This is a genomic window from Rufibacter roseolus, assembly GCF_017916365.1.
GTDB lineage: Bacteria > Bacteroidota > Bacteroidia > Cytophagales > Hymenobacteraceae > Nibribacter > Nibribacter roseolus.
Genome location: NZ_JAFMSU010000001.1, coordinates 579,246 through 594,041 on the forward strand (window position 1 = coordinate 579,246; position 14,796 = coordinate 594,041).

At 39.8% G+C, this 14,796-nt stretch carries 11 protein-coding genes; 9 read left to right on the plus strand and 2 right to left on the minus strand.

Annotation, left to right across the window (positions count from 1 at the left end):
* Nucleotides 1-168 precede the first annotated feature (168 nt).
* Nucleotides 169-312: a hypothetical protein gene (locus J3P35_RS02425; protein ID WP_210462707.1), complete on the plus strand. Its 144-nt coding sequence runs from the start codon at nucleotides 169-171 to the stop codon at nucleotides 310-312.
* 9 nt (nucleotides 313-321) lie between these two features.
* On the opposite strand, the gene J3P35_RS02430 is transcribed toward J3P35_RS02425, so the two are convergent.
* The gene (locus tag J3P35_RS02430) at nucleotides 322-711 is read right to left on the minus strand and encodes a nuclease A inhibitor family protein (protein ID WP_210462709.1); all 390 of its coding nucleotides are present in this window, start codon (nucleotides 709-711) and stop codon (nucleotides 322-324) included.
* A 197-nt stretch (nucleotides 712-908) separates the two neighbouring features.
* Nucleotides 909-1,781, minus strand: a complete 873-nt coding sequence (locus tag J3P35_RS02435; protein ID WP_210462711.1) for a DNA/RNA non-specific endonuclease — start codon at nucleotides 1,779-1,781, stop codon at nucleotides 909-911.
* A 422-nt stretch (nucleotides 1,782-2,203) separates the two neighbouring features.
* On the opposite strand from J3P35_RS02435, the gene J3P35_RS02440 reads away from it, so the two are divergent.
* The 8 genes from J3P35_RS02440 (at nucleotide 2,204) to J3P35_RS02475 (ending at nucleotide 14,627) form a co-directional block, all read left to right on the plus strand.
* Complete coding sequence (locus J3P35_RS02440) at nucleotides 2,204-3,346, plus strand: putative sensor domain DACNV-containing protein (RefSeq protein ID WP_210462713.1); 1,143 nt, start codon at nucleotides 2,204-2,206, stop codon at nucleotides 3,344-3,346.
* Between the two features lie 96 nt (nucleotides 3,347-3,442).
* Nucleotides 3,443-4,384: a DUF4007 family protein gene (locus J3P35_RS02445; protein WP_246849913.1), complete on the plus strand. Its 942-nt coding sequence runs from the start codon at nucleotides 3,443-3,445 to the stop codon at nucleotides 4,382-4,384.
* Complete coding sequence (locus J3P35_RS02450; protein WP_210462715.1) at nucleotides 4,374-7,595, plus strand: hypothetical protein; 3,222 nt, start codon at nucleotides 4,374-4,376, stop codon at nucleotides 7,593-7,595. The genes J3P35_RS02445 and J3P35_RS02450 overlap by 11 nt, the downstream gene beginning before the upstream one ends.
* Nucleotides 7,592-8,698: a phosphoadenosine phosphosulfate reductase family protein gene (locus J3P35_RS02455; RefSeq protein ID WP_210462717.1), complete on the plus strand. Its 1,107-nt coding sequence runs from the start codon at nucleotides 7,592-7,594 to the stop codon at nucleotides 8,696-8,698. Before J3P35_RS02450 ends, J3P35_RS02455 begins: the two co-directional genes overlap by 4 nt.
* A complete protein-coding gene (locus tag J3P35_RS02460) occupies nucleotides 8,699-10,351 on the plus strand; it encodes a hypothetical protein (RefSeq protein ID WP_210462719.1) in 1,653 nt (550 codons plus the stop codon).
* Between the two features lie 2 nt (nucleotides 10,352-10,353).
* On the plus strand, nucleotides 10,354-11,472 hold the full coding sequence (locus J3P35_RS02465) for a hypothetical protein (protein ID WP_210462721.1): 1,119 nt from the start codon (nucleotides 10,354-10,356) through the stop codon (nucleotides 11,470-11,472).
* A gap of 5 nt (nucleotides 11,473-11,477) precedes the next feature.
* On the plus strand, nucleotides 11,478-12,305 hold the full coding sequence (locus J3P35_RS02470; RefSeq protein WP_210462723.1) for a hypothetical protein: 828 nt from the start codon (nucleotides 11,478-11,480) through the stop codon (nucleotides 12,303-12,305).
* A 6-nt stretch (nucleotides 12,306-12,311) separates the two neighbouring features.
* Nucleotides 12,312-14,627: a DUF262 domain-containing protein gene (locus tag J3P35_RS02475; protein ID WP_210462725.1), complete on the plus strand. Its 2,316-nt coding sequence runs from the start codon at nucleotides 12,312-12,314 to the stop codon at nucleotides 14,625-14,627.
* Nucleotides 14,628-14,796: the final 169 nt, after the last annotated feature.

A 14,796-nucleotide genomic window follows, 5' to 3' on the forward strand; every position in this document is an offset into this window, starting at 1 on the left:
GCAGTCTTCTGGAGCGTATGAGACTACAATAAAGGCCACGCAGAGATGGAAATAAAAGTGAAGGAGTTCAGCCAACTACCCCTGACAGAGCAAATCAATTGTGTGCAAAGCACCGGCAGGTATCTACACGCACGCCTCAAGGGTTGGTGCCACATCAGTCTATATTTTATGGGGACCTTTTACGCCGAGGTCTGGCTTCTGGAGCATTGCGGCAGCATTGGCATGATCAGGACGTTTACCTCCCAGGCGCAACTGGAACCCTACCTCAAAACTTCCTCTATGGAAAAACTTGTACAAGAATTGCTGCCTTAAGGCAAAGGTTTACGTTTCTACCAGCGTGGTTTTCAGTCCCAGCCACGATCCCTCCGGGGTTTTCCCAACGGCGTAGGCCTGTACCTGTACTTGCCCTATCCGGTATACGCGTACTTCTTGTAAATGAGTCTCCAGCCACCCTTGCAAGGCTATGAACCGCTGGGCAACAGCCTGCTGCGTGGGGTCTTGCTCAGGGTATGTGCGTACCATGTTCCGGAGGAAATAAGCAAGAGTTACCTCTTCCGCCGGCTGGTCTGGCTTTCCTATGGCATTCAGAAAATCGGCGGGGGAATGGATAGAAGTGCCGGCTGGCAGCGTGAAAGGCTCCAGCGGAGCCTCGATTTCACTGATGAACAGCAAGCCCTGGGCTGCCTGCGCTAAGTCCTGAAGTGTAGACATTTGGTTAAGCATTTAAGCTGCGCCCCTTAGAGGCAACGTATCTATTCATTTTTCACCCGTAGAAGAAAGGATCCTGGGCTTGAACGGCAACAGCGGTAAAAAAGCTGCATAGGTTCACGCGCAGGATCCTTTCTTTTTATCAGGCAAGATTCACCCGGCTTTACGGTTTCTTTTCACCTGGCAGATGATTGGCGCTTTTACTGGGTAGGGCCGCTGTCTACGCGCGCTTCAATGGTGCTCTGTACGCTAGCCGATACGTTGGAGAGCAGGTCATAACCGGTTGCTGCCTCAATGGCATCTACCGTGGTACGGTATGTGCCCCAGGTGCTGCTGATGCTGGTGGTGTTTGGCGTATTCACGGCAATCACGCGGGTGCTGGAAGTGACGCGGCTTGCATCACCGGAGCCGTTGGGTAGCACCACAATCACTTTCCAGATGCGGTTGGGTACCGTGATTTTTCCGGCCGCCAGAGTCTCTGCGTAGCCGTTGCTGCCGGTGCCGCCCTTGCCGTAGCTTCCCATGATGATGTACAGCTCATTGCCGGCGCTGATAAGGGTGCGGCAGTAGTTCTCCAGGTTAGCCCAGGTCTGCTGGTTGTTCGGACCGGCCTGCGGAATTATGTTAGACATGAGGAACGTGGCCGAGTTGTCTGTGGTGGTGAGGGTGCGGTCTGCCGAGGGGCAGTTGTGGCCCCGGTCAAAGCCGCTGCCGGTGTAATCTGTGGACTGCACCCGGTAAAAGGCGCTGGGGAGCGAGGTATCGGCCCGGAAATCATCCTGGCGGGGAGCGCTGCCTACCCAGGCGCTGCTCAGGTGCCAGCTTACCCAGTTGGGCGTACCCCGATAGCTGTTGTAAGACATTGCATACTGAGGCTTGCTCAGCAGGTAGTTGCTGTAGCTGGTGTTGGCGCCGCTGGGATTGCCCATGGTCAGATGGCTGTCCTGGGTGGCGGTGGCGCTGTCGGTGGAGGTGTGGCTCAGGGGTTGATTGGGTTCCACGTCTTCCACGGAGCAGGAAGCGGCAAAGCCCAGGGTGAAAGCCATGAGCAAGGAACGGTACAAATTCTTCATGAGGGGCTGGTTTGTTTGGTGGATAGTTTGATTATTTAAAGCAAGATAGCTTACAAAGAGCTACTTGCAAGGATTTAGATAGGAATAATTCATGTTAAATAATCGTAAACTCAACTCTGGGGCAGGAAAGCACGGCGGAAAGGTTTTACAGGTGTTTTTTTGAAATCAGGCCGAAAACAAGGAGGGGCCAGGAGTGCAGAAGGAAATTTTAAGTAGGTGAGGCGCTTTACCACTGGTAATCTGATTTCTGGGCCCGGTGAAACAATTTGAATTAGGGGCTTGTACACAGCGAAACAAAATGTAAGTTAGATTCTGAAACTGGGGAGGCTCATTGCTTGTCGTCGGCCAGGCCAAAAATGCCAGGAAAACCACGGGGCAGGCCCTTACCCGCGGATTCGTATACCATTGACCATCCAGATTGCATGAATCGTAAAACCACCTATGCCGCGGCCAGAACCGTGGCGCCAGCCATAGAAGCTCATTTTGCCCACCACCAGACTGAAGCCCAGGAACGTGGAGAGTTGAACCTGGCGCCTACCCCCTCGGTAAAGGTGATTGAGGCCTTGATTGATGCCGCTTTCTGGGCCAGCCTCAGAAAGGAAGAAGGACAGTCGCCCCGCATCTCCCTGGCTTTTCTGCCCCCAGACCAAGCCGTGAAACCGCTTTTGTTTGCCCATCGGCTCCCGCTTACCACCCATAACCTCACCAAACTGGCGCCCGGCGTAGAGCGCCCCGGAATCCATATTGGGGTCTGGAAAGAGCATGGCGAGTTGTACATGTGGGGCACCACCCGCGAGATCCTCAGCTTTTGCTTTGTGCTGGACGTCTCTGAGCCGGGTCTGCTGGTGGTGAAGCATAGAAGGTCTAGCGGGTTTGGGAAGTTCGCCAACGTGGCTGTGCTCAAGGGCGATGTGATCAAGTTCATAGATGAGCGCAACGACAGCCTACCCGATTGCCCCGAGGTACTGACTTCCCTGCTGGGTTTCAATACTCCCTCCACCTGGGACGACTCGGTGAACATTCTGGTGCAGCTTGCTGTGTCCATGCGGGCGCACGGTAGGGGCGGTACGCTGCTGGTGGTGCCTACCGGCTCTGAAACCTGGCAGCAGTCCATTCTGCACCCGGTGCAGTACGCCATCTCGCCGGCTTTCTCGGCGCTGGCCGAGCTGATGCGGCAGGAAAAGGAAGACCGGAGCCGCAGCATCTGGCAGGGCGCCCTGCGCCGGGAGATTGACGGCCTGGCAGGCCTCACGGCGGTAGACGGCGCCACCATTATCAATGACCAGCATGAACTGCTGGCTTTCGGGGTGAAGATCATCCGGGCAGACGGCAATGACCTGGTGGAGCAGATTGCCCTCACAGAGCCGGTGCTGGGGAATGAGCCCGTCATTATGCACCCCAGCAATAACGGCGGCACCCGTCACCTTTCCGCTGCCCAGTTTGTGCATGACCAGCGCAACGCCACCGCCCTGGTAGCTTCCCAAGACGGCCGCTTCACCATCTTCAGCTGGTCGCCCTGCGAGATGATGGTCCACGCCCATCGGGTAGATACGTTGTTGCTGTAGGTGACAGAGGTTGTACTAATAAAATCAATGCTATTAATTTTAGCTTAGAATCATGTCGTAAAAGGATAGATATGCTCCTGATTTCTTACCTTTGGTATGGAGCAGAAAGACTTTTTATATACACGAATGATAAGCGAGCAAGAGCCACGTATCAAATATTCTTTTTCAGGCCATGAGTCTTTCCAATGCAGGCAGCTTTGGTTGAAAAAAGGATTTGACTACATAAAAGCAGGAGGATCATTTCATAGCGAGAGTGCTGTGGTTGATTTAGGAGTTGGTAAGAATATGGTGGCATCTATCCGCTACTGGTTGAAAGCTTTCAACATAGTAGACAATAAAGATGAAGTAACCCAATTTGGAGAGCTCCTACTAAGTGATGGGGGCTATGATCCTTTTCTTGAAGACACTGCTAGTCTTTGGCTTTTACACTATCAACTGGTGAGTAAAGGTGTTGCCTCTACTTATTTTCTAATATTCAATGAGTTTAGAAAAGAGAAAATCCAGTTTAACAAAGATTCTTTTGTCAATTACATAAAGCGGAAAGCAGAGACAGAGAAAGGATTGGGCTTTAATCCTAAAACTGTTGGGGACGATTTTGATGTCTTCCGCAAGCTTTATCTGTCCTCTAATGATGATGCAAAGAGCGGAATAGAAGATAGTTTTTCTGGAATATTGACCGAATTAGGATTGCTAAAGTCAATGATGCAGATAAGAGAAGAGAATGGCAAAAGATCAAAGCAGGACCTTTTCTATATTGAAAACACAGAAAGGCCGACTCTTCCACCAGAAATACTGCTTTACAGTATATGCTCCAATTCTGCATATGGAGCTTCCATAAGTTTACATAGCTTAGAAAACGACATCAACAGTCCAGGAAACATCTTTGCTCTAAATAGAGCGGGTTTGGTGAGCAAGATTGAAGAAGCGGTTGAACTATACCCTTTTATTACTTATACAGACCAAGCAGGTATAAAAGAATTGCAGTTTAAGAAGGAGATAGAACCGTTAGAAGCCCTCAGATTGTACTATGAAATATAATTTCACACCTTCCGTAAATATAGTTAGAGATACCAATGTAGACTATTTCTACATACCAACCCCTAACGCGAAACGGGTGATTGGGCAAATGGTGGATGATTTTAGAAAAGGTATTCGTGCCTTTAATCTAATTGGATCTTACGGGACAGGTAAGTCCTCATTTTTACTTGCCTTAGAACAAAGCTTAAGAGGTTTAAAGCCTTATTTTAATGCTAAGTTTTTACAAGAGCCAAATTTTGATGTCATCAAGGTTGTTGGTTCTTATAACAGTATCATTGATACCCTAGCAGCAACCTTACAAGTTAAGGCAAAGGAGAATCTGCCTGAGAACGTATTGTCAGAAATCTATAACAGGCACTATGATTTAGGTAAAAATGGATTATTGTTCATTGAAATCGATGAGTTTGGTAAGTTGTTAGAATACGCTGCTCAGAATAATCCTGAGCAGGAACTGTATTTTGTGCAGCAGTTAGCTGAGTTTGCCAACAACCCCGAGTACAACATTGTACTAATAACTACCATACACCAAGGGTTTGAAAGCTACGCCTATGGGCTTACGCCTGCCCAGCGACAGGAATGGACAAAGGTAAAAGGTCGCTTTAGAGAAATTACTTTCAATGAACCGGTAGAGCAGCTGCTTTTTCTAGCGGCAGAGCACATTGCTGCTGCTACAGATTTCAAAGCGCCAAAGAAAGAAGTAAAAGCAGCCTATAAAATATTTGCTGGTTCAAAGGCATTCCATAATACGGCTTACAGTAATGAGATTAGTGAGAAGTTATTTCCACTTGACCTCTTTGCAGCAAACATTTTAACCTTGTCTTTGCAGCGATATGGACAGAATGAGCGTTCTCTGTTTTCATTTTTAGAAGCAACAGATCATACCAGTATTGCACGGTTTAGAAAGACGGATTCTCCTTTTTATAACTTGGCAAATGTTTATGATTATCTAAACTTCAATTTCTATTCATTTCTTGCTTCAAAGTATAATCCTGATCATTCCGCATGGTTCGCTATAAAGGTAGCCCTAGAGCAAGTAGAGAATAGTTTTGAGACAAATTTAGAAGCTTATTCTAGAATTGTAAAAGCAATAGGTTTATTAAGCATCTATGCAGCAGCTGGTTCAAATCTGAACAAGAGCTTTTTGGTTGCCTATGCCACACTTTGTTTAGGAATACTAGATGCAGAGGTTTTGATAAATGATCTAGAATCTAAATCAAAGCAAATCATCTTATACAGGAATTATAGTAAGCGGTATATCTTATCTGAAGGAACGGATGTCGACATTGAAGGAGAGTTGATTAAAGCGGCAGACTCTGTAAATGAAATTACAGATGTGAAAACTGTCCTTGAGAAATACTTAGATCAAGATCCAGTTCTAGCTAGGTCATATTTTTACTGGACAGGTACTCCGCGCTACTTTAGCTATCAGATTAAAGAAGATCTTGAGGCAGATGTTCCGCAAGGAGAAATAGATGGTTTCATTAACTTGATCTTTAATGAGAGATTAAATGTTGAAGAAGTTCAAAAGTCATCCAAAGAGCAGAAAGAGGCGATTCTGTATGGTTACTTCAAAAACTCTAAAGAAATAAAAAACCTCTTGTATGAGATTGAGAAAACTGAGAGGGTTTTACAAGAAAACAGAAACGATAAAACAGCAAGAAGAGAATTAGAGAATATCATACTTCACCAAAAGAACTTGCTCCAACATTATATAGATAGGAATCTATTTGGTGAGAAAAGTGAAGTGGTTTGGTTTTGGAATGGCGAAAAGCGGACTCTTGAAGATAGAAAAGACTTCATTGTGTTGCTATCAATGATTTGCGCTCAAGTATATGCAGATACGCCAACCTTCAATAATGAATTGGTGAACAAACACCGTATTTCTGGAGCCGTTCATAGTGCCAAAAGGAATTACTTCAAAGCCTTGGCAAACCATTGGATGGAAAAGGATCTTGGGTTTGCAACAGACAGATTCCCCGCTGAGAAAACCATCTACATCACATTGCTGAAACAGAATGGTCTTTCTCCTTACATAGATGTAGTAGGGCAAGATATTTCTGTATCTGAAGGTTCGTCCTTTAAGGCACTTTGGAATTGTTCCCTTCACTTTCTAAATAAAGCTAAGAAGGAAAAGACCAACCTAAATGAATTTGTAGAGGAGCTGAATAAACGACCTTTGAAATTAAAGCAAGGTTTAATTGGCTTCTGGGTGCCAACCTTTCTTTTCTTGAAGCGAAATGATTTAGCTTTATTTGGGGAGAATGGTTATATACCTGTTTTAAATGATGAAATCTTAGAGCTTATTTCTAAAGAGCCGAAGGCTTTTTGGGTAAAGGCATTTGATATTGAAGGTGTTAAGTTAGATATCTTCAATAGCTACCGCCTGTTCTTAAATCAGGAGGTGAAGGAGAAAGTAGATAACCAGACTTTTATTCAGACCATTAAGCCTTTCTTAACTTTTTATAGAGATCTACCTGCATACGCTAAAAATACTAAACGCTTAAGCAGAGAGGCGTTAGCTATTCGTACTGCTATTTCTAAGTCAGAAGATCCTGAAAAAACCTTCTTCGAAGATTTCCCAAGTGCGTTAGGCATTTCCTTTAGTCAATTAAAAGCAGATGCGATTAGTTTAAATGACTACATCTCTACGCTGCAAGATGCTATAAGGGAAGTAAGGACTAGTTATGACGGTTTAGTAGATAGAGTAGAAGAATTTATTCAAAATGAGTTGCTGTATGAACGCTGCTCCTTTGAGGAGTATAAGAATAAACTTCAGTCACGCTATAAAAAGCTGAAGAAGCATTTGCTATTACCTTACCAAAAGACTTTTATCCAACGCTTAGACTCTGTTTTAGACGACCGTAAAGCATGGCTAAATTCAATAGGACAAGCAGTTGTAGGCAAATCCTTAGAGAACCTGAAGGATGAAGAGGAGATTCTGCTGTATGAAAAGTTCAAGACGTTAATTTTAGATCTAGATAGTTTAACTGAACTTTCTAAATCTGAAATTGATGAAGAGAAAGAAGAAGTACTAGGAGTACAAATTGAATCCTTTGCAGCAGGAGTTACCCGGAGTACTCTTAGATTGCCTATGAGTAAGAGTACTGAAGTAGATGTCATCAAAGACTCTTTATTAGGAGTTCTTTCAAAAGATGATAGCTTAAATATTGCGGCATTGGCCAAACTTTTAAAAGAAATAGTATCGAAATGAGTAATGTAAGGCATGTATTGGGCATTTCAGGAGGGAAAGACAGTGCCGCTTTGGCTATTTACCTAAAACAGAACTACCCAGCTTTAAACATTGATTACTATACCACAGATACAGGTAAAGAGTTAGACGAGACCTACCAGCTCATTGAGAACCTAGAAGTCTATTTAGGAAAGAAGATTACGTTGTTGAAGGCAGCCGAAGGGAGCCACGTGGATTCCTTTGACCATTTCTTAAAAATGTATGGAGGCTATTTACCTTCTTCTAACTCACGCTGGTGTACCAAAAAGCTGAAGTTAGAGCCTTTTGAAAAGTATGTAGGCAATGACCTGGTAGTTTCTTATGTGGGTATTAGAGGAGATGAAGACCGTGAAGGGTATATCTCAAAGAAATCAAATATCCAATCCATCTTTCCATTTAGAAAAAATATCTTCAGCGAAGATGTAATTACCAAGTTTATCAATAATAACAACACAGAGAAGTTGATTACCCTTACTGATGTTATAGATCTTGGTAGAAGAAGAGATAAAATCATTGATATCTTAGCCAAACCTATTGCTTTGAACTTTAACCAGCAAAGCAAAATGGACCAGCTCTTCAATCAAGGGATAAAAGAGACTAACCGCCTCATCTTTGAATTTTTAAAATCTACAGATTACCCCTTAGCTAAAGAGGAAGATTTTCCGCTCATAGACAATGAAGAAGTTCTAGTAAGGGATGATATTTTTAGGATTTTAGAAGAAAGTGGCGTAGGTATACCTGCCTATTATAAGAAAGTTGATTTTGAGGTTGAAGATAAAAAAGGACAATATGCTAGAAGCCGCTCAGGCTGCTATTTTTGCTTCTTCCAACAAAAAATAGAATGGGTTTGGCTTTATGAGCAACATCCAGAGCTGTTTCAGAAAGCATTGGATTATGAAAAAGCCGGATATAATTGGAATCAAGAGGAAACCTTATCAGAGTTAATCTTGCCAGAAAGAATAAAACAGATTAAAGAAGATTATATTAAGCGTCAAGAACGTACTCAGTCAAACATGAAGTCCTCGTTTCTTTTAGATATTTTGGACGATTCTGAAACAGAAGGCTGTGCTGCTTGCTTTATATAAATGAAAGAAATTATAAGATATCTTTTTGAAAATTCAGATCAGCGGGAGTGCTTTTATGATTCTCTAGGGAATGTAACGTTTACTTTTAATCAAATTTATGTTTCCGTAAATTTTGATGAAGAATTAGAGTTTGAAGATAGCTTTAACTATATAAGAGATGTAATTGAGCTAGATGAAATTGTTGAAGGAAGGAGTCTGTCTGAGTTTAGAATATGTTTATCTGAATACTTGGGTGCCAGAGAAGATGTAATCTCTTTCAATGAGAATGATAAAAAGTATTATTATTCTTATTTGCCAATTTCTATCACAAATTCAATATTGATTCTTGTACGAGAGTTAAGAAAATTAATAAATCCTCACATTGTAAAAAATTATAGATTCGATATTAATAACCCAAGTGGTGGATTTTGTAATACAGAACCAAATTATGAGGGATATATATATATATTAGTTTCATTGGTGAATTTAGAAGCAGTTAAGAGTATTGTAGCCATATTCAAAAAAATCAAGCTGCTTGAAATACCTTGTAATTATTGTATCACTTTCATTAAAGAGCATAATGTAAAGAATGATTTTGAGGCTCAATTCATAAACACAAGCACCAAAGTAAGAAGGTTAGGATATTTGAAGCTGTTTAGTAGTTTTATATATGAAAGGAAAAGAATACCTGAATCCTTTTTAAATAGAAAATTTGAACAATATGCTCTTTTATATAACTCTCATCTTGATGAAGCTATAAATGCAAAAGGAATTATACAAGATGCAAATGGGAAGTCGGCTGCACCATATATAGAGCTTTTGAAAGAATTAGATTTAATCACTACAGTTAATAGAGTTGTTGTACCCACTAAATGGCTTAGAGTCTACCTAGCATTAAATGAAAACGATTATGACGAATCATTAAATGCCTTTTTATTGAATGATTTGGATAAACTTTTTTTCTTAGAAATTATATTAAAGAAAGATTTTCTATATTTCTCGTTGGTGTTAGAATATGTATATTCGAATGATAGCATAAGTATCAAGGACTTAATCAAAAATTTTCAAGGCTTGTTGTTAGAAAGAATAAGTGCGCTTCAACAACAAATTGGTTATAGAAATACTAAAGCTATTTCAGAGTTGAAGGTTATAGAAAAGAGAGTCTTAGATTGGAAGAAAGCTGAAGTTTACCTTGAACATATCATAATGCCTAGAATCAACTGGATGTTGGATCTTAGATTGATAGATTTAGAAAATGGCTTAATACAAATAACAGAAAATGGCAAAAGGCTATGTATAGAACTTTGCTATTGGATTGATATTGGAGCTGAATACGTAACTGACTCTTCTGATTTCATTAGAAGGTTTTATCCAGCTATATACTTTATTACTTATAAAGGGTCTCCCGGCGTCAGTGCATCTAGAGAAGAGATTTTGTCAAGAATTGTAAATAATATAGAAAAAAGCTTTGTTCTTTTCAAGACCTTAGCTCCCAATAGAGTCACTTCTTCACAAGCAATCACATATTCTAAATACCAAATGTGCTTAAGTAATGGTTATGCTGTTAGTGAAAGATTTCATATTAAAATGTTAGAGACAGAATTGCGTGAGAAATTTATCTATAAATATCAACCACAGTATAGTGATGGATATATTCAAAATATTAACAAATAACAATGTCTTACGAAGAATTATTTAATTTAAAATCAAATCCTTTCAGACTGACGCCTGCAGTAAAATCTGAAGAGATCGTCTGGGCTGGATTTCCAGAAGTTAAGGAGAAGTTTGAAAAAAGAATTATTCGTTCTATTAAAATACCGAATTCTTCCTTGGTTTTGAATTGGGGTGAATACGGTAGCGGGAAAACTCATGCAGCAAGATATTTTGGCAAAAGAACTGTTTTACAGGATTTAGCTGAAAGAGCTAATGGGGAGATCCCCTTTTTTCTATTTGTAACTTTGCCAAAGGGGAAGTCACCAATAGAAGATTTTTATATCTCAATTATTGATAAACTTGATATAAGAGATTTAAGATCAAAGTTTAACTCTCGAGCAGGAGATCTTAATCCATACATTGATAGTATCGGAGATAATAATCATATAAAGAGTATACTTAAGACTGTCTTTTTAGGAGATGGTGATATAAATATTTTAAAAAAGTATTTATATGGTAATATAACTGCTTCAGATGCAAGAGAGCTGTCTCCCTCTGGTATACTTAGAGCTCTTTCTCCTGATTCTGATTATTCTAAGCTTTTATCAGGTTTATTTTCATGTATTACTTTTGAAAAGGCTTTCTATTCATCTGTAATTTTGTGGATTGATGAGTTTGAGGATATTGCAACAATGACAAAGGTTAATGGTGATAAGACTAATTCTTTTCTAAGAGAGCTCTTGGATAATACACCAAACAATCTTATGATTTTTCTTAATCTTACTCAATCTGCTCTTTTCAATATCGAAGATTTAGGTGAATACATTAGTGAAGCTGTTAAGTCTAGAATAAAGGAAAGGATTAATTTCGAGCTTCCTTCGATTAACGACCTCCTTCAGTATGTTCAAGATTTAATTTCATTCTTTAGAGTAAATCCAGATAATAATGGAGGTAATCCCTTTTTTCCCTTCAATGAGGATTTGATAAAAATCATTGGGAACGAACTTGGTTCGGTTTCATTAAGGAGGTTTAATGAAGCATTAGGATTGTTGATTGAATTAGCCGAGTTAGATAGCTGCACTCCGATTGATACAGCCTATTATGAATTAAATAAAACAGATATAATAGGCTGGAAGGAATAATATGTATGTTATATATCCTAGATGCTTGTACAATAATTAATTTGCTTCATATTGACGAAGATGAATATTTATTAAAAAAAATTTCTTCTTTTGAATTCCATATTTGCAAAGATGTTTTTGATGAAGTTAATAAGAATGTATTTAAAAAATTTAATAGTATCATTCCTTACCCCTCAGATAAGCATTCTATTATTGAGTATAAGTTAAACTACTTCAGAGAGAAAATTTATTTTGATGAAAGCTTTAATGATCTTGAGTCAGATATTGGTGAACTTTTAGATTACAAAAAAAGGAATGGTGAATTCTACTGCGCCCTTTTATCGTTCTATTTGAACATATTTAGCAAATCTCATATAGTTTTGTTTACTGATGATGGCCCTGCCAAGGAGTTTTTCAGTCCACATTTTCTGCATCACCGAGTTGGGTATATTGAAGATACTGTTGATTTACTTATTCATTTGTATAGACATAACGATGATTTCTCTTCTAATGATTTAAAGAAATTTTTGTCTAATCTATATTTTGAATATTCCTCTGAGTTGAGTTCTCTGCAAAATGATCTTGAATCTTTTGAGATTCCCAAAGACCAGATAAGAAATTCTGACCTTAGGAATAAATTAGGTCAACTTAGGAATGCAATCCAAAGACTTGATATTGAATTCTTATCCAAAGCTTACCAAGAAGTTATGGCTAACGGCAAGAAGTTTTCTTCTCTTTACGGGGTTTTAGATAAATATAATTTTTTCTTCTATAAAAGGCCTAATACCGCCTTGTTTAATAAGGTTAAGAGTAATCGAGGCTTTGTTGATAGTAAACCTTTCTATAGATTTTAGGTTCCGATGATAAACATAGAACAAGCTTTTAATACAGAGAACAGAAGTGTTTTTGAATATTATCAACGTCCTGGTGTAGGATTTTATATTCCTCTATATCAAAGAGAGTATAGCTGGGACAATTCTAATATAGAACAACTATTAGAAGACATTTCAAAAGGCATTGAGAATATTATTGAAGATGACGAAACCGAAATTCGTTTTTTGGGAACAATAATTACTGTTACTGAAACAGATAAAAACAAAGTTCAACCTCAAGATACAAGAGCTTTACCTAGTTCTATAGAGAAAGTAATTGATGGACAGCAACGTCTTTCCACTATTTCCCTTCTAAGTGCTTTGTTGGTAAAGCACATTAATGATACAGAGGCAAAGGTCTTAAAAGCACTTACAAAGTACGAGACTACTCCTGAAGCTAAGGAGGAACTTCAGGAAGAGATTTCAGAAATATGTAAGTATTGGAGAGAGAAGACTTATGATGTTTTCTCTGTTGATTTAAAACGAGGTAAACCTACTAGAAAGCCTAAGATCATAAGGGGGAGTGTAGATAAGTGGGTAATGCAAGAACCTACTAACTCTAGCTACGTCTCTTCTGTCTCTGGCTACTTGTATGCTTTTATTAGCTATGCTTTTGATAAAGGGGAGGCTCCTAAGTTTGATAAAGATTCAAATGCAGGGAAGAACTTAGCGGCTGCTGATGCATGGCTTAGAAAAACTGTGTTAAATGCTCACTTAAACTATAATGGTTTCTGCCCTGCTAGTAAGATCCTTGAGAAGATCAACCAAGAGTATTTGTGGCAATATGACCGGCAAAACCTATATGACATCATAGAAGAAGCAGATTTTGAGAATCCCTCAAGCCTGAGTTCTCAGCTTAGCTCTTTAGTGCAGCTACTGGCTGTTTGTCATTATTTGCTTGACCGATGCTGCTTTACCATTATTCAACCGGTAGATGATGATTGGGCATTTGATATGTTTCAGTCATTAAACGCTACAGGCACCCCGTTAACAGCCATAGAGACCTTTAAACCGTTGGTGGTTAATACACTTAATATTGAGAATATTGAATTCAAAGGTTCCGTAGAAGATAAGTACTTTTGTAAGGTTGAGCATGCGTTTGGTGATTTAAGAAGCGCGGCTCAGAAGAGTAAAATGACGAATGAGCTACTTACTTCTTTTGCCTTACCGGTTGAGAGTTACAAGTTAGCCACGCATTTCAGCTCACAGCGGAAATGGTTAGAGAAAATCTACGACAAGAAGCTAAAGGATTTTGACGACAAGCAAGCCTTTATAAAGTTCTTTGGTAACTACTCTGAATTTTATAAAATGGTATGGCAGGATTATACCGCAGAGAATAACCAGCCAATCTCCTACATCTCAAGCTCAAATGAGGCAGACTTGGTTTCTCTCTTAGTTCTTTACCTGAGACAAAGTAATCATAAGATGTCAATCACTATTCTTGGCAGCTTGTTTCATAGCTTAAGCGAAGGTACGCCCCAATCAGTAACCAACTTTACTCAAGGTGTTAAACTAATAGCTGCATTTTATACTTTATGGCGGGCAGCTAAATCTAATGCAGGGTTAGATGATGCTTATCGGTCATATTTCAGAGGCAATGCTAAAGAAGATATTGAGGAGCATACTTGGCTAAAAGATAAGTCTTTCTCTCTGGATTCAATTAGAGAGCATTTTCAGAATATCTTACGAAAAGGAGATATTGCTACTAAGGATGAGTGGGTGCAAAAAGCCTCTTCCTATTTAAGGTATGATAGAGCAATGAGCGTATGTAGATTCGCTTTGTTTGTGTCCGCGCATGATACTATTAATGATCCTTATGAAAGAGGTTTAGTTAAGTTAGGTACTCCCAACTCTAACCCAATTTTGAATCTTCAGCGTTGGAATTCAGAAGATTTAAAATCAATTGAGCATATAGCACCTAGAAAAGGAGTGGATACGTGGAGCGGAAGCTTGTATGATGATTCTGCCCTATTTGATTCTCTTGGTAATTTGACCTTGCTGCCCCTTCCAGTAAATAGCTCAGCAGGTAATAAGGGCTGGAAAGAGAAGTTGATTTATTATAAGCATCTCAACGAGAAGGATCCTAATAAGGTAATTGAGCTGCGTAACTTTGCTAAAAATCAAGGCTTTAATTTAGATGTTCAGAAGATAGCCTCACTACAGGATTGTAACTATTCCCACCATATCGACCACATTATTCAAATAGATGAGGAGGTCGAATGGGATGCGGAACTAGTAAAGAGACGGACTGCTAGGATGTTGGAAATAGTCTGGGATAGGATAAACGGATGGATTTTTAACTAAGCTCTTTTTAACCTCTTAGATCTTAACTACTGAGATTTTCATTTTAATCCCGAATTAGAAGTTGCTTGCTTCCGGTTCGGGATTTTATTTTATTGCATATTCCAGGTAAAATTTTGGGTCGCGCTTGTAAAGGATTCAGTAATAAAAGCTTACCTTAAAGGAGGAACTG